This window comes from Kineosporia sp. NBRC 101731 (assembly GCF_030269305.1).
Taxonomy (GTDB): domain Bacteria; phylum Actinomycetota; class Actinomycetes; order Actinomycetales; family Kineosporiaceae; genus Kineosporia.
The window spans coordinates 25,273-48,657 of the sequence record NZ_BSTC01000018.1 but is presented as its reverse complement, the minus strand read 5'-3'; the positions used below and the strand labels follow the sequence as shown (position 1 = coordinate 48,657).

Annotated in this window: 21 protein-coding genes; 10 read left to right on the top strand and 11 right to left on the bottom strand. The window is 69.1% G+C overall.

Annotation, left to right across the window (positions count from 1 at the left end; translation table 11 throughout):
- Positions 1–20: 20 nt before the first annotated feature.
- The 3 genes from araA to QSK05_RS32210 form a co-directional block, all read right to left on the bottom strand.
- Positions 21–1,526, bottom strand: coding sequence for an L-arabinose isomerase (gene araA, locus QSK05_RS32220; protein WP_285601176.1), 1,506 nt, complete (start codon positions 1,524–1,526; stop codon positions 21–23).
- An 82-nt stretch (positions 1,527–1,608) separates the two neighbouring features.
- Positions 1,609–2,283 carry an L-ribulose-5-phosphate 4-epimerase gene (locus QSK05_RS32215; protein WP_285601175.1) on the bottom strand — a complete coding sequence of 225 codons (675 nt, stop codon included), beginning with the start codon at positions 2,281–2,283 and terminating at the stop codon, positions 1,609–1,611.
- On the bottom strand, positions 2,280–2,561 hold the full coding sequence (locus QSK05_RS32210; RefSeq protein WP_285601174.1) for a hypothetical protein: 282 nt from the start codon (positions 2,559–2,561) through the stop codon (positions 2,280–2,282). Before QSK05_RS32210 ends, QSK05_RS32215 begins: the two co-directional genes overlap by 4 nt.
- Before the next feature lie 478 nt (positions 2,562–3,039).
- On the opposite strand from QSK05_RS32210, the gene QSK05_RS32205 reads away from it, so the two are divergent.
- The gene (locus QSK05_RS32205) at positions 3,040–3,396 is read left to right on the top strand and encodes a hypothetical protein (RefSeq protein WP_285601173.1); all 357 of its coding nucleotides are present in this window, start codon (positions 3,040–3,042) and stop codon (positions 3,394–3,396) included.
- Here the strand turns inward: QSK05_RS32205 and QSK05_RS32200 are convergent.
- On the bottom strand, positions 3,381–4,286 hold the full coding sequence (locus tag QSK05_RS32200) for a ribokinase (protein WP_285601172.1): 906 nt from the start codon (positions 4,284–4,286) through the stop codon (positions 3,381–3,383). The genes QSK05_RS32205 and QSK05_RS32200 overlap by 16 nt on opposite strands.
- Positions 4,287–4,390: 104 nt before the next feature.
- Between QSK05_RS32200 and QSK05_RS32195 the strand changes: the two genes are divergently transcribed.
- From QSK05_RS32195 to QSK05_RS32170, 6 genes are all read left to right on the top strand, one after another.
- Positions 4,391–5,254, top strand: a complete 864-nt coding sequence (locus QSK05_RS32195) for an oxidoreductase (RefSeq protein WP_285601171.1) — start codon at positions 4,391–4,393, stop codon at positions 5,252–5,254.
- A gap of 298 nt (positions 5,255–5,552) precedes the next feature.
- Positions 5,553–6,932, top strand: coding sequence for a hemolysin family protein (locus QSK05_RS32190; RefSeq protein ID WP_285601170.1), 1,380 nt, complete (start codon positions 5,553–5,555; stop codon positions 6,930–6,932).
- On the top strand, positions 6,929–7,942 hold the full coding sequence (locus tag QSK05_RS32185) for a hemolysin family protein (protein ID WP_285601169.1): 1,014 nt from the start codon (positions 6,929–6,931) through the stop codon (positions 7,940–7,942). The genes QSK05_RS32190 and QSK05_RS32185 overlap by 4 nt, the downstream gene beginning before the upstream one ends.
- Positions 7,943–7,984: 42 nt before the next feature.
- On the top strand, positions 7,985–8,500 hold the full coding sequence (locus QSK05_RS32180) for a low molecular weight protein-tyrosine-phosphatase (protein ID WP_285601168.1): 516 nt from the start codon (positions 7,985–7,987) through the stop codon (positions 8,498–8,500).
- Positions 8,501–8,533: 33 nt separating this feature from the next.
- Positions 8,534–9,307, top strand: coding sequence for a fructosamine kinase family protein (locus tag QSK05_RS32175; RefSeq protein ID WP_285601167.1), 774 nt, complete (start codon positions 8,534–8,536; stop codon positions 9,305–9,307).
- Positions 9,300–9,902 carry a YdcF family protein gene (locus tag QSK05_RS32170; RefSeq protein ID WP_285601166.1) on the top strand — a complete coding sequence of 201 codons (603 nt, stop codon included), beginning with the start codon at positions 9,300–9,302 and terminating at the stop codon, positions 9,900–9,902. Before QSK05_RS32175 ends, QSK05_RS32170 begins: the two co-directional genes overlap by 8 nt.
- A 22-nt stretch (positions 9,903–9,924) precedes the next feature.
- Here QSK05_RS32170 and QSK05_RS32165 read toward each other — a convergent pair whose 3' ends face one another.
- The gene (locus tag QSK05_RS32165; protein ID WP_285601165.1) at positions 9,925–10,596 is read right to left on the bottom strand and encodes a helix-turn-helix transcriptional regulator; all 672 of its coding nucleotides are present in this window, start codon (positions 10,594–10,596) and stop codon (positions 9,925–9,927) included.
- Positions 10,593–11,270 carry a LuxR C-terminal-related transcriptional regulator gene (locus QSK05_RS32160; RefSeq protein ID WP_285601164.1) on the bottom strand — a complete coding sequence of 226 codons (678 nt, stop codon included), beginning with the start codon at positions 11,268–11,270 and terminating at the stop codon, positions 10,593–10,595. The genes QSK05_RS32165 and QSK05_RS32160 overlap by 4 nt, the downstream gene beginning before the upstream one ends.
- A 344-nt stretch (positions 11,271–11,614) precedes the next feature.
- Between QSK05_RS32160 and QSK05_RS32155 the strand changes: the two genes are divergently transcribed.
- Together QSK05_RS32155 and QSK05_RS32150 are read left to right on the top strand one after the other, a co-directional pair.
- On the top strand, positions 11,615–13,657 hold the full coding sequence (locus tag QSK05_RS32155) for a sensor histidine kinase (RefSeq protein WP_285601163.1): 2,043 nt from the start codon (positions 11,615–11,617) through the stop codon (positions 13,655–13,657).
- Between the two features lie 3 nt (positions 13,658–13,660).
- On the top strand, positions 13,661–14,023 hold the full coding sequence (locus QSK05_RS32150) for a DUF742 domain-containing protein (RefSeq protein WP_285601162.1): 363 nt from the start codon (positions 13,661–13,663) through the stop codon (positions 14,021–14,023).
- On the opposite strand, the gene QSK05_RS32145 is transcribed toward QSK05_RS32150, so the two are convergent.
- From QSK05_RS32145 to QSK05_RS32125, 5 genes are read right to left on the bottom strand one after another with little or no spacing between them, the layout of a single operon-like run.
- Positions 14,024–14,341, bottom strand: coding sequence for a Rieske (2Fe-2S) protein (locus tag QSK05_RS32145; protein WP_285601161.1), 318 nt, complete (start codon positions 14,339–14,341; stop codon positions 14,024–14,026).
- The gene (gene nirB, locus QSK05_RS32140; protein WP_285601160.1) at positions 14,338–16,878 is read right to left on the bottom strand and encodes a nitrite reductase large subunit NirB; all 2,541 of its coding nucleotides are present in this window, start codon (positions 16,876–16,878) and stop codon (positions 14,338–14,340) included. Before nirB ends, QSK05_RS32145 begins: the two co-directional genes overlap by 4 nt.
- The gene (locus QSK05_RS32135) at positions 16,875–19,325 is read right to left on the bottom strand and encodes a molybdopterin oxidoreductase family protein (RefSeq protein WP_285601159.1); all 2,451 of its coding nucleotides are present in this window, start codon (positions 19,323–19,325) and stop codon (positions 16,875–16,877) included. Before QSK05_RS32135 ends, nirB begins: the two co-directional genes overlap by 4 nt.
- Positions 19,322–20,425, bottom strand: a complete 1,104-nt coding sequence (locus tag QSK05_RS32130) for a uroporphyrinogen-III synthase (protein ID WP_285601158.1) — start codon at positions 20,423–20,425, stop codon at positions 19,322–19,324. The genes QSK05_RS32135 and QSK05_RS32130 overlap by 4 nt, the downstream gene beginning before the upstream one ends.
- Positions 20,426–20,482: 57 nt before the next feature.
- Positions 20,483–21,841 (bottom strand): MFS transporter, encoded by a 1,359-nt coding sequence (locus QSK05_RS32125; protein ID WP_285601157.1) that lies wholly within the window; start codon positions 21,839–21,841, stop codon positions 20,483–20,485.
- 220 nt (positions 21,842–22,061) lie between these two features.
- On the opposite strand from QSK05_RS32125, the gene QSK05_RS32120 reads away from it, so the two are divergent.
- Entirely contained in the window at positions 22,062–23,312 is a 1,251-nt protein-coding gene (locus QSK05_RS32120; RefSeq protein WP_285601156.1) for a D-arabinono-1,4-lactone oxidase, read from the top strand.
- Positions 23,313–23,385: the final 73 nt, after the last annotated feature.

Here is a 23,385-nt window from a genome sequence, read left to right as displayed (position 1 = left end):
TGATACAGGGGAGCGTTACGTCAGAAGCCTTGCGCCAGGCGGTAGTACGCCTGGTTCCACCTCAGTTCACGGCCGAACGAACGGACGTCGGTCGAGGCGTCGATCATTGCGAGCTCGGTCTCGAGCATGTCCGCGAGGTCGCCGAGGTGTTCACCGGTGAGAGCCGTGGACAGCACCGTGTGGTGCGGACCACCGGCGGTGAGCCAGGCCTCGGCAGACGTCGCCAGGTCCGGCTGGGGCTTCCAGACGGCCCGGGCAACGGGGAGGTTCGGTAGTGCTTCGAGTGGTTCGACAACCTCGATCTGGTTGGCGACGAACCGGAACCGGTCGCCCATGTCGGCGATACCGATCGTGACCGCCTCGCCCGGCGCGGCGTCGAACACCATGCGCACCGGGTCCTCACGGCCTCCGATACCCAGCGGATGGATCTCGATCCTCGGTGTGCCGACGGCGATGCTCGGGCAGACCTCGAGCATGTGCGCACCGAGAATGAGCTCCTGGCCAGGCACCAGGTGGTAGGTGTAGTCCTCCATGAACGACGTGCCGCCGGGCAGGCCCTGCGCCGTCGCCTTCAGGGTGTGGAGGAGGACCGAGGTCTTCCAGTCGCCTTCGCCTCCGAAGCCGAAACCGTCGGCCATCAGCCGCTGCACGGCCAGGCCGGGCAGCTGGCGTAGACCGCCGAGGTCTTCGAAGTTCGTGGTAAAGGCCTTGAAGTCACCCTCGGCCAGGAAGGTCCGCAGCCCGACCTCGATGCGGGCACCGTAGCGCAGCGACTCGTGCCGCTCGCCACCCACCCGCAGCTCGGGGGCCACGTCGTAGAGGTCTTCGTACTCCGCGACCAGGGCGGTGATCGCGGCGTCGTCCACCGCGTCCACGACCTCGACCAGGTCGTTGACGCCGTAGGTGTTCACCGAGGTACCGAACTTCAGCTCGGCCTCGACCTTGTCGCCCTCGGTCACCGCGACATTACGCATGTTGTCGCCGAACCGGGCCAGGCGCAGCGTGCGCATGGCGTGGCGGCCGGCCGCCGCGTGCGCCCAGACACCGACCTTGGCCAGGGTGCGCGGGGAGCTGACGTGACCGGCGACGGTCTTGCGCGGGGTGCCGAGACGGGTCTGGATGTAACCGAACTCGCGGTCGCCGTGGGCGGCCTGGTTCAGGTTCATGAAGTCCATGTCGATCTGCGCCCAGGGCAGGCCCTCGTTCGCCTGCGTGTGCAGGTGCAGCAGGGGCTTGTCGAGCGCGTCCAGACCGGAGATCCACATCTTGGCCGGGGAGAACGTGTGCATCCAGGCGATCAGCCCGATGACGCTGTCGTCGGCGTTGGCCTCGAGCATCAGACGGCGGATCGAGGAAGAGTCCTTCAGGACCGGCTTCCAGACGATCTCGACCGGAACCTCGGCCGCGTCGTTCAGCGCCCGGGCGATGGTCTGCGACTGGGAGGCGACCTGGTCGAGCACGTCGTCGCCGTATAGGTTCTGGCTGCCCGTGAGGAACCAGATGGTGCGGGTGGTCGTTTTCGTCATATCAGGAATCCTTGTCACGCAGGCCGGTTACAGGATGCGAAGGCCCCTGGAACGACGATGGACGCCCCAGGGACCGACGCGGTCAGCGGCCGTAGACGTTCTGGTAGCGGGCGTAGAGGCTGTCGATGTCGGTCTGGTCGAGGCGGTTCACCGGGCCGAGGGTGCGGGCGATGTGCACGGTGCGCGCGACCTCCTCCAGCATCACCGCGGCCTTGACCGCAGCCTTGGCGCTCTTGCCGATCGTGAACGGTCCGTGCTGGGCCATCAGGACGGCCGGGGAGTTGTGCCCGGTCAGCGTCTCGACGATGCCGCGGCCGATGGAGTCGTCACCGATCAGCGCGAACGGGCCGACCGGGATGTCACCGCCGAACTCGTCCGCCATCATCGTCAGCACGCACGGGATCGACTCGCGCCGGGCCGCCCAGGCGGTGGCGTAGGTCGAGTGCGTGTGCACCACCCCGTTGACGTGCGCCATGTGCTTGTACACGTAGGCGTGCGCGGCGGTGTCGGACGACGGGGAGTGGTTGCCCTCCACCAGATTCCCGTCGAAGTCGACCACCACCATCGACTCCGCGTCGAGCTCGTCGTAGCGCACGCCCGACGGCTTGATCACGAGCAGGTCGGCACCAGGCACGCGGGCCGACACGTTGCCGGCGGTCCAGACCACCAGGCCGTTGGCCGGCAGTTCGGCGTGCAGTGCAGCGACCTCTTCGCGGACGGAGGAGATCGTGGCGCGGATGTCTTCGGTGATGGTCACGGCTTCCCAGCAATCTGCCCGGCGCGCACCTGGTGCGGCAGAGCCGTCAATCTCTTCGGTACGGCGTTGCCGTGGCGCGCGAAGCGGTCCTGCGGCACGGTGTTCTGACGGATCAGCGCATCGGCTGCCGCAGTTTTCGGGGTACGGGCGGCGGGGACCATCACACCGGGGAGAACGTGCTCGACCACGGTGTGCGGGTGGGTCCCCGGCAACAGGGCTCCGGTGCCGACGCCGACGGCCACAGCCACCAGATCGTCGTACAGCGGTACCGCTGCCATGGTCGTCTCCTTCGACGTACTCAACACCAACATTGTGAACGTTAACAACGCTCGCTGGGGTGTGAGCTTGAGGTACGCGCCACACCGCTGTCAAGGACACCTTTCGGCCCTTGCGCGCAACCCTCGGCAGGGGCTGCACCGCAGCTCAAAAGGGGCAAAACTCTTCGTGTTGTAACGGGTACTGCACTCTGAGCTGCGCATTTGTGACCGTTAACGAGTCCCGCGCCATCCGGGTCTTTTGGCGACTCTGAAACCGGAACGGATGTGGCTGAAGTGACAACGATTTGGTCACCGCACGACGAACGGTAGCCCAAGCGCGACGAATGGACGATTCAAGACCACCAGCGGTTGGCGAGCGTCGGGCGCACCGGATGTCCGCGATGCACCGTTCATGCCCTCGTCCTTGCCGAAACACCCCGTGACGCACCATAAACTGAGCGCTATCGGAGCAGTTCGCAGCGGGGATCGAGGATGGCGCGTGAACAAGGCAGGGACACCTCGCCGGCCTGTGCGCTACCGGCAGTACCGGCAGTACATCGACACCCTCAGAGCGGGTCTGCTCACCGTCGGCACCCTGACCCTCACCGTGACCCTGGAGGCGATCGTCCTGCTCACCGCGGACGACCGGGCCCGCGGCGCCGAGTCGATCGACGCGGCCCTGCTCACAGCAGGCCTGGTCGTCGCACCGTTCGTCACCGCGGGCCTGGTGTCGCTCGTCCTGACCCGGTCGGTCCTGCACTACCGCCAGCTGCTGACCGAAACCTGTTACTGGGTGGTCGGTTGTGATCTGGCCATCGCGGTCGTGATGCTGCTGGCGCATCAGCCTGCCGGGTAGGCCTTCAGCACCTCGTCGCGGGTCGGGATGCCACTGGCCGCGCCCGGTCGCTGTACCGCCAGCGCGCTCACCGAGGTGGCGAAACGGGCCGCCGCCGTGAGTCGTTCGAGCAGGTCAACGGCGGATTCGGAGCGGTCGAGCTCGGCCGCGAGCGCGCCGCAGAACGCGTCGCCCGCTCCGGTGGTGTCGACGGCGCGCACCCGGTGGGCGGGGATCGCGACCGGGTCGCTCCCCCGCACCGCGATCATCGATCCCTGTGCGCCCAGCGTCAGCACCACGGCCGGAACCTGTTCCAGCAGGCGGACTATGAGCTCTCCGGCGGGGGCGGGAGCGCCGTTCAGGTCGGCCGCCTCGTGCTCGTTGACGATGAGGACGTCGACGAGCGCGAGCAGATCGGGAGAGACCTCCCGGGTGGGGGCCGCGTTGAGGAGGACCAGGCCCTGGGCGGTGCGGGCGGCGTCTACCATCGAGCTCTGCGGAATCTCCTGCTGCATCAGCAGAATGCGCGCCGAGGCGACGATCTCGCGTTCGGGTTCGGTGAGTTCGGTGATGGACGCGTTGGCGCCGGGCACCACGATGATGACGTTCTCACCGTCGTCGCCGACCGTGATCCAGGCCGTGCCGGTCGGGACCGACGCCGTGCGGGTGCGGGTGTCCACACCGGCCCCGCGCAGTTCGGACAGCAGGCGGGCAGCCGCCGCGTCGTCTCCCAAGGCCCCGACGAAAACCGTCTGCGCGCCGCTGCGACCTGCCCCGACGGCCTGGTTCGCGCCCTTGCCGCCCGGGTGCTCGGCGACGTCGGTGCCGAGGATGGTCTCCCCCGGCCCGGGGATCCGGGGCGCGCGAACCACATGGTCAAGATTCACACTGCCGACGACCACGACGGACATCCCTACAGCCTCCTTGGCGAGAAAGGACGACAGCCTAGGTCCTGACACTCCCAGGGTGGCGGGGGCACTCCCTGTACTCGCAGGTCAGGCGGAGAGTGGCGGTCATGACGCAGACAACTCTTCCCGGTGGCACCTATCCGATGGGCGATCTGACCGTGACCCGGACGGGCTACGGCGCCATGCAGCTCGCGGGTCCGGGGGTGTTCGGTCCCCCGAAGGACCGTGACGAGGCCCTGGCCGTGCTGCGCGCACTGCCCGAGATCGGTATCACCCACATCGACACGGCCGACTTCTACGGTCCGCACATCACCAACGAACTGATCCGCGAGGCGCTGCACCCCTACGACGGCCTCACGGTGGTCACCAAGGTCGGTGCGGTGCGCGACGAGACCGGCGGCTGGCTCCAGCACCGGGAGCCGGAGCAGCTGAAGCAGCAGGTGCACGACAACCTGCGGCGGCTCGGGGTGGACACGCTGGATGTGGTCAACCTGCGGGTCGGCGGTGAGCACTCCCCGGTGCCCGGCTCGATCGAGGACAAGTTCACCGCTCTGGCGCAGCTCCAGGCCGAGGGCAAGATCCGGCACCTCGGGGTGAGCACGGTGACGGCCGGGCAGGTGGCCCAGGCTCAGGGCATCGCGCCGGTGGTGACGGTGCAGAACCTCTACAACCTGGCCCACCGCGAAGACGATGCGCTCATCGAGTCGCTCGCGGTGCAGGGCATCTCGTATGCGCCGTACTTCCCGCTGGGTGGCTTCTCGCCCTTGCAGTCGGACACGCTGAGCGCCGTGGCGCAGCGGCTCGGGACCCGGCCGATGGCCGTGGCCCTGGCCTGGTTGCTCCAGCGCTCACCGAACATCCTGCTGATCCCGGGCACTTCGAGCGTGGCGCACCTGCACGAGAACGTGGCCGCGGCCGGTATCTCCCTGGACGCGGCCACGGTGGCCGAGCTGGACGCCATCGGCATCTAAAGCCCTCTCGTGATCAGGCAAAGTGTCCCCGGCGTTCTGGCACCCCGGGGACACTTTGCCTGATCACGAACGAAGTTGGGGGGAGCAGCACCGTCACGATGCCCAGGGCGGGCCTGGGGCGCGGGCCCTGATCCCGCCAGCTCTCTGCGCAATCCGGGTGAACCTGGGAACTGCCTGCGCCGATGACGCGTTGTGCCCGGGAGATACAGCCCCTATGAGAGCGAGCGATGGACGACCACGACTATCCCGGCCCCCGGAACTGTGCCGATCCTGACGCGGTGAAGGGGGGAACGAACTAATGTGGGTCCTGTCCCTGCTCCTGGGTGTGCTGGTGGTACTGGCGATCACCGCCGTCACCGGATACTTCGTGGCCCAGGAATTCGCGTACATGGCGGTGGACCGGTCGGCGCTGAAGGCCCGGGCCGACGCCGGTGACACGGCGGCCGAGCGGGCCCTGACGGTCACGCAGCGCACGTCGTTCATGTTGTCGGGCGCCCAGCTGGGCATCACGATCACCGGCCTGCTCGTCGGGTACGTGGCCGAACCGCTGATCGGCGAGGCCCTGGGTGAGGCACTGGGCGGCGTCGGCGTACCCACGGGTGTCGGCATCGCCATCGGCACCGTGCTGGCCCTGCTGTTCTCCACCGCCGTGCAGATGATCTTCGGTGAGCTGTTCCCGAAGAACCTGGCCATCGCCCGCCCCGACCCGGTCGCCCTCTGGCTGGCCGGATCGACCAGCGCCTACCTGACCGTCTTCGGCTGGCTGATCCAGATCTTCGACAAGTCCTCGAACGCCCTGCTGAAGGTGCTGGGCATCGAGCCGGCGCACGACGTGGAGCACTCGGCCACGGCCCGCGACCTGGAGCACATCGTGGCGGAGTCGGCGCAGAGCGGTGACCTGCCCCCGGAGCTGTCCCTGCTGCTCGACCGCATTCTCGACTTCCCGCAGCAAGACGTGCAGCACGCGATGATCCCGCGCACCGCGGTCGGGGTGGTGCACTCCGACGACCCGATCACCCGGGTGCGCGAGCTGATGAGCAAGGGCCACAGTCGTTACCCGGTGCTCGGACCCGACGACGAGGTCCTCGGTGTCGTGCACCTGCAGGACGTGCTGGTGCTGCCGGCCGATCACGCCGGAACGGCGACGGACATCATGCGTCCCGCCACCCTGGTACCGACCACCATGCCGCTGACCTCCCTGTTGCAACTGCTGGTGATCAAACGCGCCCAGCTGGCCTGCGTGCTCGACGAGTGGGGCGGTCTCGCCGGTCTGATCACGTCGGAAGACCTGGCCGAGGAACTGGTCGGCGAGATCACCGACGAGCACGACCCGGCGGATGCGGGCAAGCGTCTGCGGCGGCCGCAGGCCGACGACGGCACCTGGCTGCTGGCCGGTTCAACGCCGCTGGACGAGGCGGAACGGGCCGTGGACAGCGAACTTCCGCGGGGTGACTTCGAGACCCTGGCCGGTCTGGTCATCGCCCGCCACGGTTCGCTACCGGGGGTGGGCACGGTGGTCGAGGTGGAACTGCCCACCGACCCGGCCCTGCTGGCCCTCGACGGCGACCCACCCGTCTACGTGATGTCCGCGGAGGTGATGCGGGTGGAGCGGCACGTGCCGGTCGAACTGCGCCTGCGCATCGACGAGAAGAAGACCGACGAGGAGGTGGAGGCATGAGCAACCCGTTCGTGGTCGTCGCGGTGACCTTCGCGCTGATCGCCCTGTCCGCCTTCTTCGTGGCGATCGAGTTCGCGCTGCTGGCCGCCCGCCGTCACCGGCTGGAAGACCTGGCCACGTCGAGCCGTTCGGCCCGGGCCGCACTGCGCAGCTCGAGCGAGCTGACCGTGTTGCTGGCCGGTTCACAGCTCGGCATCACAGCCTGCACCCTGGCTCTCGGCGCGGTCACCAAACCGGCCGTGCACCACTGGCTCACCCCGATGTTCGAGCACTGGGGCCTGGGTGAGCTGCCCGCCGACGTGGCCGGTTTCGTGCTGGCCCTGATCATCGTCACCTTCCTGCACCTGGTGGTGGGTGAGATGGCGCCGAAGTCGTGGGCCATCGCGCACCCCGAGACCTCGGCCGTGCTGCTGGCGCTGCCGATGCGGGGTTTCATGGCGCTCACCCGGCCGCTGCTGAACGGGCTGAACGCGATCGCCAACTGGTGTCTGCGCCGGGTGAACGTCGACCCGGCCGAGCAGGTCGCCTCGGGCCGCGACCCGGCCGCGCTGCGCAGCCTGGTCGAGCACTCGGCCAGCGTCGGATCGCTCGAGGCGGGGTACTCGGACCGGCTGAACAACGCCCTGCACCTGGAGACCCTGACCGTGGGTGACCTGGTGCGACGCGACGGGGGCACGACCAGTGTGCTGCCGGACGCGGACGTGCGGGCCGTGCGGGAGGCCTCGCTGTCGTCGGGTCACCTGCGCATCCTGATCGGTGAGGGCGCCACGATGAACGCCGTGGTGCACGTGCGCGACACCCTGCTGGCCCCGGACGACGCCCCCGCGCAGTCGCTGGCCCGCCCGGTGTACACGCTGCCGGCGCAGACCAAGGTGTTCCAGGCGATGAACCAGATGCGGGAGACCCGCAGTCACCTGGCCACGGTGACGGACGGCGGCCAGTTCGTCGGGGTCATCACCCTCTCCGACCTGCTGGCGCGACTGTTCCCGGAGTCCGAGCCGGTCATCTGACCGGGCCACGGGTTGAGGGAAGACTGAGGGAGAATGGCCGACATGGCGCCGTACCGGATCTGTTTTGTCTGCACGGGGAACATCTGCCGTTCTCCCTCGGCCGAGGTGATCGCACGGGCCCGCATCCACGACGCCGGGTTGGCCGCACAGGTCGACTCGACGGGCCTCGACAGCTATCACGTGGGTGACGGCGCCGACGAGCGTGCGGTGTGGGCTCTGAAGCGGGCCGGGTACGACGGCAGCGAGCACGTGGCCCAGCAGTTCCACGAGAGCCTGTTCGCCGAGCGCGACCTGATCGTCGCCCTCGACCGCGGCCACTTCCGGCAGCTGCACGCGATGGCGCCCGACGCGGAGTCGGCGGCGAAGATCCGGCTGCTGCGCTCGTTCGACTTCGACCTGGAAGACGTGTCCGACGACGACCGGCGCCTCGACGTACCCGACCCGTACTACGACCGCAGCGCCCAGAACTCCGAGTTCGTCGAGATGATCGAGCAGATCGAGGCCGCGGTCGACGGCATCGTCGACTACCTCGACGAGCGTCAGGGGCACCCCGCGTAAATGGTCTTCCCCCACCTGACCAATGTGACCAACGTGACCACCTTCACCAAGCAGGACCCGAACGCCCCGGCCGGTTTCTACCCGGTCGAGGCGGCCGGCCTACGCTGGCTCGGCGCAGCCACCCAGGCCGGTGGCACACCGGTGGCCGACGTGCTCGAGGTGACCACCTCGTCCATCATTCTGCCCCGCTACCCCATCGTGAGCCCGACGCCCGAGGCGGCCCGTGAGTTCGGCCGTCGACTCGCCCTCACCCACCGCGCGGGGGCACCGCACCACGGCTGCGCACCTCCGGGCGTCGCCGACGGGTTCATCGCCACGCTGCCCCTGCCGCACCTCACCGAACCCCCGCCGCACTGGGGGGACTTCTACGCGCGCAGCCGCGTGGAGCCCTTCGCACGCGCCGCGCAGGCTTGCGGAGGGCTGAGCGGGAGCGGGCTGAACCTCGTCCTCAATCTGTGCGACCGACTGCGCGAAGGTGACCCGGCACTGACCGGCCCGGAAACGAAACCTGCCCGCCTGCACGGAGATCTGTGGTCGGGCAACGTCTTGTGGACGCCGGTGGGCGCCGTGGTCATCGATCCCGCCGCCCACGGTGGCCACCCGGAGACCGACCTGGCCATGCTCGCCCTGTTCGGCCTGCCCCACCTGGAGAGCGTGCTCGACGGGTACCAGGAGACGGCCCCCTTGGCGGACGGCTGGCGAGACCGCCGGCCCCTGCACCAGGTGCACCCGTTGCTGGTGCACGCGGTGCTGTTCGGGGCGTCGTACGGAGAGCAGGCGACCCGGGTGGCCCGGTCGTATGCCTGAGAAGCCTGAGAATCGCGGCGCCGTCACGAGCCTGCCCCCGCGCCGCTGGCCCCGGCGTCTGGCGATTTTCCTGGTGGTGGCCGTGCTGGTGATCGTGCCGACCGGAGGCCGGCTGTACTCGTTCCCCCGCACCGACACGCTGGCAGACGGCGAGAGCGTCGACGCGATCCTGGCTCTCGGTGGCCGCACCGAGACGGCCTTCTACGCGCAGCAACTGGTGGAGCAGGGCAAGGCGTCCGTACTGATCGTGTCCGACCCCTACCCCACCGACGATCCGGACTTCCAGCCGGTGCACGACCTGTGCGCCTCGAAACCGGCCGATTACCAGCTGATCTGCTTCCGGCCCGACCCGATGACCACCCGGGGCGAAGCCCGCGAACTAGGACGCCTGGCGCAGGAGAACGGCTGGGACCGGGTGGGCGTGGTGGCGGCCACATATCACATCAGCCGTACCCGATCGATCGTGGACCGCTGCTACCCGGGCACTTTGCTGATGCTCGAGGCACCCCTGAGCATCCGCCCGCTGAACTGGACCTACCAGTACGTGCGCCAGACCCTGGGCTACGCGAAGGTCGCCCTGCAGAACGGCTGCTAGGACCTGTCCTGCGGGTCATCGACTAGAGCAAACCGGCCCTCAGTGCGTAGGCCACCGCGTGAGAGCGGTTGCGCAGGCCCAGCCGGGCCATCACCCCGGACAGGATATTCTTCACCGTGCGCTCGGAATACTGCATGCGCTCGGCAATCTCGGCGGTGTCGAGACCGTCGGCGATGAGTGCGAGCACCTCTACCTCCCGGCGCTCCAGCCCTGAGGGGGTGAGGCCGCGAGGGATCAGCACCGACCGCTGGAGCTCGGCCATGTCGCGCACCAGACGGCTCTGCACCTCGCGGGGCAGATCGCTGTCGCCGGTCGAGACCGTGCGGATCAGCGAGGTGAACCGGTGGGCGGTGACCTGCGAGCGCCAGAGCACGCCCCGCAACCCCACCTCGACCGCCGTGAGCAGGTCGACCTCGCCGAAACGCTCGAGGATCGTGGCGATCGGGAGGTCCCGCCCGGCCACCAGGTCGCGGGTCTGGCGCAGCAGCTGGGCGGTGAGGGCATGGGCGACCACCACCAGCACGTCCGCCTCGGCCAGACGGTTCATCGGCTGCAGGATCAACTCGGGTCGCCGGCCGACCAGGTTGACCACGCCGGCCTCGTCGAGCTGATCGGCCGCCAGCACACTGATGCGCAGCAGTGACATGGCCTGGGCCTGGGCGGTGGTGGCGGTGCCGATCGGGGTAGGTATCACAGAAGGCCCTTTCGCCAGGCGTAGGCCATGGCCTGGGTGCGGTTGCGCAGACGCAACCGGGAAGTGACCGCGAACAGTGTCTTCTGCACCGTTCGCTCGGAATATCTCAGGCGCCTGGCGATCTCGGGGATCGCGAGCCCTTCGGCGAGCAGCCTCAGCACGTCGGCCTCACGCCCGTGGGGGGCACTGTCGGCCGTGTCCGGGGCGTGCCGCCGCCGGTACTCGTCCAGGTCGCGGGCCGGCCGGGCCGCCAGTAGTGGCTGCGAGGCCGGGTGCGAGAGGAGGGCGTGGACGTCCGCGATCTCCGCGACCAGTCGCTGGGCGGAGACGTCGGCGCGCCAGAGGCAGGCCACCACACCCAGCGCCGACAGTCGCGCCTGCGCCTGCTCGCCCGGTTCGTCGAGCACCGCCAGGACCGGTAGCGGCCGGGCCCGGGTGACGGCGCGGACGACGTCGGCGATCTGTGGGTCCGGCCGGGAAGCGACCAGCACGAGCAGGTGGGCGTCGCCGGCCCGGGAGACCGGCACCAGGCGCAGACGGGGATGCGTCGCGAGCATGCCCTCCACCCCGGCCTGACTCAGCGGGTCGGCCGCGACCAGCACGATCCGCACCTGACTGACCCGGGGTACCGCCGCGATCCCGGCCGGGTGCGGGGCAGCCTGCGCCCGGCTCATCGCGAGACCTCCATCGAGCACCCTCCGCGTTGTTCGCCGGTCCTTTCCCCCATCACGCGACAGAGGCTCGAACGGGTTCAAAACCCAACGGGAGGCGTACGTGAACCATCACGCAGAGTTCACCGGCCGCCAGAGCCCTTACCGATTTCCAATCGGCAAATCAAGACATTTGTTCAAAGTTTGACTTTTCGTGCAGACCTCTTGCCAATCACATTTTGTAACAATGCGTTCCATATCGGTTAAGCAGCCTGCGGCAACATCATGGGCGGACTAGGGGTTCACCCCCGCACCGCGAGGCACCCGACCGTGCCGGATCCGCCGCACTGCTTCCGAGAGGCTGCCTCATGGTTCGACTGCTCGTGCACCGCCGTCCCACGATCCGGCGGCAGTTGCTCGCCATCGCGCTGGTTCCCTCGATCACGCTGATCGCGGTAGCGCTGACCGTCACGGGCTATCTCGCCGTCGACGCCCGGAACAGCAGTTCGCTGCAGCAGTCGGTGTCGGACGCCTCCTCCCCCGCGGCCCGGGCCATCCTCGGTCTCCAGGAGGAACGCCGATTGTCGATGGCCCTGCTGGCCGGCGGTCCCCAGGCCGGGCTCGACGCGACCCGGCAGCAGGTGGACACCTCCCTGACCGACCTGGCCGCCGTGATCGGCCCGCTGATCACGAATTCCGACTCCACCGGCGTGCAGCGCCAGATGGGCGCGCTGACCCAGCAGGGTGACCAGCTGAACCAGCTGCGGGCCGGGGTCGACTCCGGCCGGGTCGACATCCCCACCACCTACCTGGCCTACGGTCAGGTGATCACCGCGTTCGGTGCCAGTCTGCGCACCGCCACCCAGGAGGCCCCGAACGCCCCCTCGGCCTACGACCAGCTGACCTCGGTCGACCTCTTCTACGGCGCCGAGTCGCTCTGGCGCAGCACGAGTCTCACCGAGGTGGCGATGCTCGGCGAGAACCTGCCGGACACACTGGCCGCGGACTTCCAGCAGCGGTACGGCGCCTATCATTCCCAGCTGGCCTCCATCGGTGAGGTGCTCGGTGACAGCGAGCGCGCCCAGTTGCAGACCCTGATGAGCGGCGCGAACTGGCTGCTGCTCGACCAGACCCAGACGGCCCTGAGCCGGCAGCTGGCCGACGGGGGCAAGCTCCCGAAGAACTGGTCCCCGGTCACGCTCGACCAGTGGCGGGCCGCCGTGGCACAGGTCGGTGAGCAGCTCGCCTCGCTCTACGGGCAGCACGCCCAGAACGCGGCCGACCGCAGCGCGACGACCGTGCACGACGAGGAGGTGCGGGCCTGGACGGTCGGTGCGATCCTGCTGATGGCAGGTCTTCTCGTGGTGCTGGTGGCGGTGCAGATGTCGGGACGGGTGGCTCAGCGATTGCGGAACCTGCGTGACGACACCCGCCGGATGGCCGGCAGCAAGCTGCCGGAGGCCGTCGAGCTGCTCCGGCACGGTAAGGAGCCGGGCAGCACGATCTCGCCGCTGCGCCACGGTGACGACGAGATCGGTGAGGTGGCCCAGGCCTTCAACGAGGCGCAGGACATGGCCGTGCGCGCGGCGGCGGAGGAGGCCAAGTCCCGGGCCGGTACGCGCGACGTGTTCCTGAACATCGCCCGCCGGACCCAGGGCATCGCCTACCAGCAGCTGAAGCTCCTCGACCAGGCCCAGGAACACGTCGAGGACCCGGTTCACCTGAAGCTGCTCTTCCAGCTGGACCACCTGGCCACCCGGGCCCGGCGGCACGCCGAGAACCTGGTCATCCTCGGCGGCAAGCAGCCCGGCCGGCGCTGGAGCCGCCCGGTACCGCTGATCGACGTGGTGCGCGGGGCGACCGGCGAGACGATCAATTACGAGCAGGTGGTGGCGCGGCGGATCCCGGACGTCTCCATCGCCTCCGACCGGGCCGCCGACGTCATCCACATCCTGGCCGAACTTATCGACAACGCCACCAGTTTCGGCCCTCCCGGATCCACTGTGGAGGTGAGCGGCGAGATGGTCGGCAAGGGCATGGTGGTCGAGATCGAAGACCGCGGTCTGGGCATGAGTGCCGACCAGCGGGAACAGCTGAACCGTCAGCTGATCGAGGTCCCGGACTTCGGCGACGTGGCACTGTCGTCCGACACCCGTCTCGGCCTGTTCGTCGTCGGCCGCCTGGCGAGCCGTCACGACATCCGGGTCACGCTGCGGGAGTCGCTCTCCTACGGCGGCACGGTGGCCGTGGTCCTGCTGCCGACGGCCGTCCTGGTCGGGCCACCGAACCCGATCAGCCCTCCCACCGGTGGTTTTCCGGTCATGAACAGTGGCGCCATCCAGATGCCGGGTGTGTCCCAGGCGCAGCTCTTCCGCGCTTCCGCCACCCCGAGCGGCGTGCAGGAAACGTGATCCGTGGACGATGACGAATTCGTCTGGATGGACGACGCCGGGGGCAAGCTGGTACGACCGTTCTCGGTGGTCCGGGGCCGCACCCGGCCCAGCCACCGTGAGCTGGACCTCTTCCTCATGCTCGAGACCACCGCCGGTGTGAACGACCCGCAGGTGCCGGATGCCGAGTATCACAAGGTGCTGGCCCTGTGCCGGAACCCGATGTCGGTCGCCGAAGTGGCTGCCTACTCCGGTCTGCCGATGGCGGTGGCCAAGACCATCATCAACGATCTTCTGGACAACAACTATCTGACGGCGGGCACCACGGCCCAGGAACGGGATCCGCGGCTCCTCATGCTGATCCTCGAAGGACTGAAACGGTTGTGATCATCGCTCGGGAAGCACGATCTGCCCGTCCACCTCCCGCACCTCGATCACCTCGAGGTCGGGCTGGCCGGACGTCGAGCAGCCGGTGGTGAGGTCCCAGGTGTTCAGGTGCAGCGGGCAGATCAGTACCGTCTCGTCGATCTGACCGTCGGCCAGTGGGCCGGCGGCGTGCGGGCAGACACCCGGCACGGCCCGCAGCGCACCGGACCGCAGACGGAACACGGCCACGGTGCGGCCGCCGACCTGATAGGCCCGCCCTTCGCCGGGAGGGATGCTCCGGGCGGGTCCCAGAGCCGTCACCGGTCCGTGCGTCGTCATCGGTCCGCACCCGGCGCCTGACGCGGATCGGTGGTGACCGACCGCCCGGCCCGGCCGCCGAGAGCGGTGCTGCCGTCGCGCACCGGCACCTGGGGTAGGGCCACCAGCGGCAGCGACGTGCGGAACTGACCGGGCACCGCCGGTTCCCGCCCTTCCTTCCAGGGATCGCGATATCCCTCGACGGTCTGCTGCATCCGGGCGTCGAGGTCGGCGGCGATGCCCTCGGAGTCGTTCACCACGACGTCGCGGATCTGCTCGAGCCCGAAGCGGGGCACGAACGCGTAGGTACGCTCCAGCCACTTGGCGTTCTCGCGGTAGTACTGCAGGAACCGGCCGCTGATCGTGAGCACCTCCTCCGGGGTGTCCACGGTGACGAGCAGGTCACCTCTGCGGATGTGGGCCCCGGCCGCCCCGCCGATGTAGATCTCCCACCGGCCGCCCTCGACCGCGACCACGCCGATGTCCTTGACCAGCGACTCGGCACAGTTGCGAGGGCAGCCGCTGACGGCCATCTTCACCTTGGCGGGCGACTCGATGCCCTGGAACCGGGTCTCGATCGCGACCCCGAGAGCGGTGGAGTCACCCAGGCCGAAGCGGCAGAAGTCGGAGCCGACACAGGTCTTCACCGTGCGGAAGCTCTTGCCGTAGGCGTAGCCGGAGGGCATGTCCAGGTCGGCCCAGATCCGGGGCAGGTCTTCCTTGGGGATGCCCAGCAGATCGATCCGCTGGCCTCCGGTCAGCTTGATCATCGGGATCCGGTACTTCTCGGCGACGTCGGCGATCGTGCGCAGCTGCTCGATCGAGGTGACGCCGCCCTTCATCTGGGGCACCACCGAGAAGGTGCCGTCCCGCTGGATGTTCGCGTGCACCCGGTCATTGATGAACCGGCCGTCGCGCTCGTCCACGAAGTCCTGCGGCCACAGGGTGCGCAGCAGGGAGGTCAGGCCCATCTTGCTCTTCGCGTCTTCGGTGCCACCGGGGGCGAGGGCACTGAACACGGCGGAGACCGAGTACAGCCGCTGCTGGGTGATGGCGGCCATCAGCTCGGGTTTGGCCAGCGGGATGCCGGGTACGTAGTAGTGCTCGGCCGGGTCGGCCCGCATGTCGTCGCCCGCGGCCCACTCCACGATCTGCTTCACCAGTGACTTGCACGAGCCGCAGCCCTTGCCGGCCCGGGTGCAGTCCATCACGCCGGGCACGGTCTTCTGGCCTCCGGCGACGGCTTTCACGATCGTTCCCTTACTGACCCCGTTGCAGTTGCAGACCTGGGTGTCGTCCGGCATCTCCGGCACGCTCGGCTCGCCGGTGGCGGTCCCCAGGTCGAAGAGCAGGCCAACGCGTTCCTCCGGCAGAGGCAGGGCCCGGTCGAAGGCCTGGATCAGGAAGGCCACCTTCTTCACGTCGCCGACGAGCGTGGCCCCGATCAGCCGGTCGTCGCGGATGACGACGCTCTTGTACACACCCCGGCGCGGCTCGCTGAACACCACGAACTCGTCGTCGTCGCGCTCCGGGACGGTGATCCCCATCGAGGCCACGTCGACGCCCGCCACCTTGAGCTTCGTGCTGGTCCGCGAGCCGTGGTACTGGGCGTCCGGGTTCGCACCGGTCAGATGGTCGGCGAGCACCCGGGCCTGTTCCCACAGCGGCGCCACCAGGCCGTAGACCTCACCGCGGTGCTGGGCACACTCACCCACGGCGAACACGTCCGGATCCTCGACCGTACCCATCCGGTCGTCCACCACGATCGCCCGCTCGACGGTGAATCCGCTGCTCGCCGCCACCTCGGTGTTGGGACGGACGCCGGCCGCGAGCACCACCAGATCACAGGGAATCTCGGTGCCGTCCAGGAGCCGCACCCCGGTCACGTGTTCGTCTCCCGACACGGCCGTGCTGCGCGCCCCGGTGCGCACGACGATGCCGAGGTCCTCGACACCCTTCTTCAGGATTCCTCCCCCGGCGGCGTCGAGCTGCTGGTTCATCAGGTGATCGGCCGCGTGCAGCACCTCGACGTGCACACCGTGCGACTGCAGACCCCGGGCGGCCTCCAGGCCGAGCAGCCCACCCCCGATCACCACGGCCTTCTCGTGCTGCCGGGCCAGTCGCACGATCTCGCGGGTGTCGTCGATGCTGCGAAAACCCAGCACTCCACCCAGCAGGCCGCCGTCCGGGCGGAAGATGCCCTCCATCGGCGGGACGAACGACCGGCTGCCGGTCGCGATGACGAGAATGTCGTAGGGCGTGGAACTTCCGTCGTCCCCGTCGACCATCTTGGCGAACCGGTCGATCCGCGTGACCCGCACCGGCACCCGCAGGGTGATGTCGTTCTCCTCGTACCAGGCAAGATCGTTGAGGAAGATGCCGGACTCGTCCTCCTCCCCGGAGAGCACGTGGGAGAGCATGATGCGGTTGTAGTTGCCGTACGGCTCGTCACCGAACATCGTGATGTCGAACTGCTCGCCACCGCCCCGCTCGAGGATCTCCTCGACCGTGCGGGCCGCCGCCATCCCGTTCCCGACGATCACCAGCCGCCGTTTCATACCTCGACCAGCCCGAAGTCGATCACCAGCGTGCCCTCGAGCTCCGCGGGCGCGGCCAGGTGCAGTTCGAGCAGGGTGCCGCCGGTCAGGTCCTCCACCACGCGCAACGGCACGTGCACGTCGGACCGCGCCCCGATCGGGAAGTACCGCATGGGGGCACCGTCCCGCAGGAGCACCACCGTGATCAGCTCGGAGCTCGAGTTGCCGCCCCGGAAGTACAGCGCCTGGGCCGCCTTCCCGGCCGGAACGGTGAACGACAGCGCCGGGTCGACCGGCGCAGGCTTCTGGAGACCGTGGCCGGTGAAACGGAAGATCCCTTGCAGGAACCGCGGACTGCTGTGCATGACTGTTCGCTCCTCAACTGGCGTTTCGGCTCTACGGACCGCGACGGCGCAGACCTTGAAGGCCGGCATCCGGGAGAACTGGTCGAGTACCGGGTTGGTCAGGTCGTTGGCATTCGCGCGGCCGCTCCAGTGGAACGGCACGAAGATCGTGTCCGGGCGCACCGTGTCGGTCAGCCGGGCCCGGAACTGCGCACGGCCCCGCCGGGTGCTCAGCTCGACCATGTCGCCCGACCCGATGCCGTTGCGCCGCGCCAGGTCCGGGTGGATCTCGGCGAATGCCTCGGGCTGGGCCAGGCGCAACGACCTGACCCGGCGGGTCTGGGCGCCGCTCTGGTAGTGCTGCATCACCCGGCCGGTGGTGAGCAGGTACGGATAGGCAGCATCGGCCGGCTCGGCGGGTTCCCGGTAGTCGGTGCGCATGAAGGTGGCGCGACCGTCAGCCGTGGGGAAACCGTCGGCGAAGAGCCTCGAGCTGTCGACGGTGGAGCCCTCCGGGCGGGGCCAGAACTGGTCCGACCCCTCGTAGTCCACCCCGCTGTAGTCGGCGACACCGCCCCGGCTGGCCTCTTTCAACTCCGCGAAGACGGTTCGCGGGTCTTCGCTGAAGAACTCCCCGCGGCCCAGCCTTCCCGCCAGGTCGGCCAGGAACGTCAGGTCGTCCCGTACTCCTTCGGGCGGTGCAAGGGCCCGGCGGCGCCGGATGATCCGGCCCTCCAGGTTCGTCATCGTGCCCTCCTCCTCGGCCCACTGCGCGGTCGGTAGCACCACGTCGGCCAGGGCGGCGGTCTCAGTCAGGAAGATGTCGCTGACCACCAGCAGGTCGAGGGCCTTCAGCCGGTCCCGGACGTGCCGCGCGTTCGGGGCGCTCACGGCGATGTTGGACGCCATCACCAGCAGGGCCCGCACCCCACCGGGAGCGCCCATCCGGTCGAGCATCTCGTACGCCGACAGACCGGGCTGCGGCAGTTCGTCGGGATGGATGCCCCACACCCCGGCCACGTGCTCCCTCGCCGCCGGGTCGTCGAGCTTGCGGTATCCCGGCAACTGGTCGGCCTTCTGCCCGTGTTCCCGCCCACCCTGCCCGTTGCCCTGCCCGGTCAGGGTGCCCCAGCCGCTGTGGGGGCGGCCCGGCAGGCCGAGGGCCAGGGCGAGATTGAGGAAGGCCTGGGCGGTGCGCGTGCCCGCACTGTGCTGCTCCGCGCCCCGCGCGGTCAGGATCATGGCCGAGCGGGCCGTGGTCAGGATGTCGAGAGTCTCGTGCAGTTGGGCCTCGGGAATGCCGGTGATGCGCTCGACCCGATCGGGCCAGAAGGACATCACCGCGGCGCGGGCCTTCTCGAAGTTCTTCGTCCGGGCGGCGATGTAGTCGTGATCGCAGAGCCCGCGCCGGATCGCCAGGTGCAGCAGCCCGTTCGCCAGCGCCAGATCCGTGCCCGGTCGAGGCTGGAGATGCAGGTGGGACCCACGGGCTGTGGGCGTCGCCCGGGTGTCCACCACGATGTGCCTGGCCCCCTCGGCCCGGCCGGCGTCGAAGTACTGCATGGCCGGCGGCATCGTCTCGGCCACGTTGGAACCGACGAGCAGGACGGCCTCGGCACCGGCGATGTCGGCCAGCGGGAAGGGCAGCCCCCGGTCGATACCGAGCATGCTGTTGGCGGCGGCCGCGGCCGACGACATGCACCAGCGGCCGTTGTAGTCGATCGCCGGTGTACGCAAGGCCACCCGGGCGAACTTGCCCAGGGCGTAGGCCTTCTCATTCGTCAGACCGCCACCGCCGAAGCATCCGACGGCGTCGGCGCCGTAGCGTTCCTGAGCCTGCCGGATGCCGTCGGCGATGCGTTCCATCGCCTCGTCCCAGCTTGCCCCGTGCAACTCACCGTCCGGTCCGCGCACGAGCGGACGCAACAGCCGGTCCGGATGATCGAGCAGTTCGGCCGCGGTCCAGCCCTTCGAGCAGAGCCCGACCCCCGGCTGGGGTTGCAGCGTCACCGGCCGGTCTCCGGCGGTCAGCTCGATCCCGCACTGGAGGGAGCAGTAGGGGCAGTGTGTCCTGGTCGTGGTGAGCAGCCCGGTCATGCCCGCCATGCCCGTCATGCCCGTCATGACTGGACCACCAGCCGGTAACCACGCTTCACCACGGTCTGCACCAGCCCGGGCGTGCCCAGGGCCGAGCGCAACCGCCCCACGGCCATCTCCACGGCGTGCAGATCGCCCGCCCCGGGCAGGGCCGCCAGCAGGGTGGCGCGATCGACCACGTGACCGGGCCGGCGGGCCAGTTCCCGCAGAATGGCCATCGGGGCCGGTGAGAGCACCAGCGGCTCGCCGTCGAGCACAGCCATCTGCCCGCGCAGCTCGAGCTCTCCCCCGGCGGTGGGCCAGCTGCGCACGCAGGAGGTGCTGAGATGGTCCACCGTCGTGCGGATGAGGGCCCCGAGCCGGCTGCGGTCCGGAACCAGCGGTCGCACCCCCGCATCGAGCAACGGTCTCGCCGTGACCAGACCGACTGCGGCGGGAACCACGTCTTCCTGCAGTGCCTCGACCAGACGATCCAGCAGTCCCATCCGCGCAGCCGCATCCAGAAACGCCTGGGCGCCAGGGGCACTGGTGAACACGACCGCGTCCACCGTTCTGTTGCAGGTGGCTTCGATCGATTTCTCCACTGCCCCCGGATCGGGCGCCGCACCCCACCGATACACCGGAACGGGCACCACGTCGGCCCCGGCGGCCCGGAGCCGGCCGATGGCGGTCTCGTCCGTGGCCCCGTGCAACTGGATCACCACCCGTCTCCCCGCAACCCCCTGGGAAACAAGGGCTTCCACCACCTCGGAGATGGTTTCCGAAGCGGCGGACCAGCTCTCGATCAGCCCGGCCGCGCGGATCGCCCCGCGAGCCTTCGGACCCCGGGCCATGATGTGCGACTCCGCGAGCACCTCGAGCAGGTGTGGCGCCAGGCCCGCCGCGTCGGCGGTCTCGATCCAGCCGCGGAACCCGATGGCCGTGGTCACGATCACGACGTCCGGTGGTCGCTCCACCACGGTTCTGGTGACGTCGATCAATGCGTCATCCTCCTCGAGCGGCAGGAACCGCAGGGTCGGCGCCTGGATCACGGTGGCGCCACGCCGGACGAAGTTGGCGGCCAGTTCGTCGGCGCGGCGGTCGCAGGTGAGCAGGACGGAGAATCCGCGAAGGGTCTCGGTGGCCATGGCGGTGCGTACCTCCCGAGGGGAACGAATGCCAAAGCCTAGTGCTGATCGGATGATTCAGACCCCTTCGCGCGCCGGCGAACTTCCCCGGCGGGCATAGCGGAACCAGGTCACGAACAGAAGAACGATGAAGAAGACCAGGTAAAACTTCAGCGCGGGCTGGATGTTGCCGAACTCGGACTTCGACCACGCATAGCAGATCGGCACGAGGAACCCGCCGAAGGCACCGACCGAACTGATCACGCCCAGCGCCCCGGCCGCCTCACGACGCATCTGCAGCATCGTGGCCGGCGCTCCCCCGGCCCGAAGACCCTTGAGCTGGAAGATCCTCGAGATCATCCGGTAGGTGGAGCCGTTGCCGACCCCGGTGGCGACGAACAGGAACATGAAGCTCACGAAGAACAGGCCGAGACTCCGGTGCTGCACCGCCCACAGGGCGGCACCGGCGCCGACGGCCAGCCCGGCGAAGCTCGCCATGGTGATCTGCGCGCCCCCGATCCGGTCCGACAGCCAGCCACCGGCCGGACGGGCCAGGGAGCCGATCCCCGCGCCGAGGAAGGCCCAGGCGAGAGCGATGTCCTGGCGGTCGAACACCGCCACGAGCAAGGTCGGGAAGGCCGAGGAGTAACCGATGAACGAGCCGAACGTGCCGATGTACAGCAGCGACATCACCCAGGTGTCGGTGTACCACAGCGAGCGCCAGACCGGTTTCACGTCGGTCTTGGCCTCGCTGAGATTGTCCATGAAGAGGAAGGCGCAGACCGCGGCGATCACCGCCAGCGGGATGTACACGAGCCCGGCGTAAGCCAGCATCAGGCCGCCGCCGAGCACGATCACCTGCGGGACCAGCTTCTGCACCACGGCCACGCCGAGGTTGCCGCCGGCCGCGTTCAGCCCGAGGGCGAAACCCTTCTCCCTCTCCGGGTAGAAGAACGAGATGTTGGCCATGCTGGAGGCGAAGTTGCCACCGCCGAACCCGGCCGTTGCGGCGATGAGAAGAAGCATCCCGTAACCGATCTCGGGTCTCTGCACGGCCCAGGCCAGACCGGAGCAGGGAATGATCAGCAGCAGGGCCGAGACCACGGTCCAGTTCCGGCCGCCGAAGGTGGGCACGGCGAAGGTGTAGGGCAGGCGCAGAACCGCGCCGACGCCGCTGGGAACGGCCGTCAGCCAGAGGGTCTGGCTGGTGGAGAGGTTCCAGCCGACGTCGCCGAGTCGAACGACGACGATGCTCCAGAGCAACCACACGGAGAACCCGATGTGCTCGGCGAAGATCGACCAGATGAGGTTGCGCCGGGCCACGGTCCGACCGGTTTCCCTCCAGAAGTCCGGGTTCTCCGGGTCCCAGTGATCGATCCAGCGCCCCCGCCGTCGAGTGGTGCTGATGCTGCTGGACGTCGTGATGGTCTCGGCCATCGGGAGGCTCCTCAGCTGGTCCGGGTGACGCGCGGTCAACTCGTCGTCGACGCTACGAAGTGCGTGTTACCCCGTCGTCCCGCTGCCATTACCCAGTAGCTACGTTGTCCGCACAGTCCGGCCCGGCGCTGTGAGGTTTCCCTGTCCCGCTCGGGTCGGGTGGGTGGCAGGATCGCTCCCAGCGCCACGCGGTTGTGGCAGGGATCGAGAGGAACGCGGCATGACGCTGACCAACTGGGCCGGGAACGTGGTCTTCACCCCGGAACGCTACGTGCGGGCGAGCAGTGTCCAGCAGGTGCAGGAACTCGTCGCCGGGGCCCGGCGGGTACGGGTGCTCGGGAGCGGCCACTCGTTCAGCGAGGTCGCGGCCACGGACGGGCTCCTGCTCAGCCTCGAGGACCTGCCACTGAGCGTGGACGTCGACACCGCCACGTCCAGCGCCCGGGTCACGGCCAGCGCCCGCTTCGCCCACGTGATGCCCGCCCTGCACGCCGCCGGGCTGGCCCTGCACAACACCGGATCGCTGCCGCACATCTCGGTCGCCGGAGCCGCGGCCACCGGTACCCACGGATCGGGGACGGGCAACCCCTGCCTGGCTGCCGGGGTGATCGGGATCGAGCTGATCGGGCCGGACGGCGAACTACGCACCCTCGACACCGGTGACCAGGACTTCCACGGCTCGGTCATCGCGATGGGGCTGGCCGGGGTGGTGACGGCGCTGACCCTGAAGGCGCAGCCCACCTTCGACGTGCGCCAGTACGTGTACGACGACCTGCCGCTGGACGCCCTGATCGCGGACTTCGACGAGATCATGGGCAGCGCCTACAGCGTCAGCGCCTTCACCCACTGGCGACGGCCGGTGATCGACATGCTCTGGCGCAAGCAGCTGGCCTCGGCCCCCGAGCCCTCGGCAAGCTACTTCGGCGCCTCCCTGGCCGATTCGCCCCGCCACCCGATCGTCGGTATGCCCACGGAGAACGCCACCCAGCAGCTCGGCGTGCCCGGCCCCTGGCACGAGCGGCTGCCGCACTTCCGCTTCGAGTTCACTCCCTCCCGCGGTGACGAGGTGCAGTCCGAGTACCTGCTGCCCGTCGAGCAGGCCGGGGCCGCGCTGGCCGCCGTGCACGCGGTGTCGGCCCAGTTCGCGGATGCCCTGCAGGTGGCCGAGATCCGCACGATCGCGGGCGACGACCTGTGGCTCAGCCCCTGCTACGGACGCACCACGGTGGCCCTGCACTTCACCTGGGTCGACGACATGACCAAGGTGACGCCCGCCCTCGCGGCGCTCGAGGGGGCCCTGTCCGACTTCGATGCCCGCCCGCACTGGGGCAAGGTGTTCGGCCTGGGCCGCGACCGGGTGCGCGCCCTCTACCCGCGCCTGGCCGACTTCGAGGACCTGGTGCACCGCACCGACCCGGCCGGCAAGTTCACCAACGAGTTCACGTCCCGCTACCTGGACCTGAGGAACTAAAAAAGAAAACCCTTCCGTGATCATGCAAAACCTCCCCGGACTTCTAGAACTGTCGAGGCCAGAGTTCTAGAAC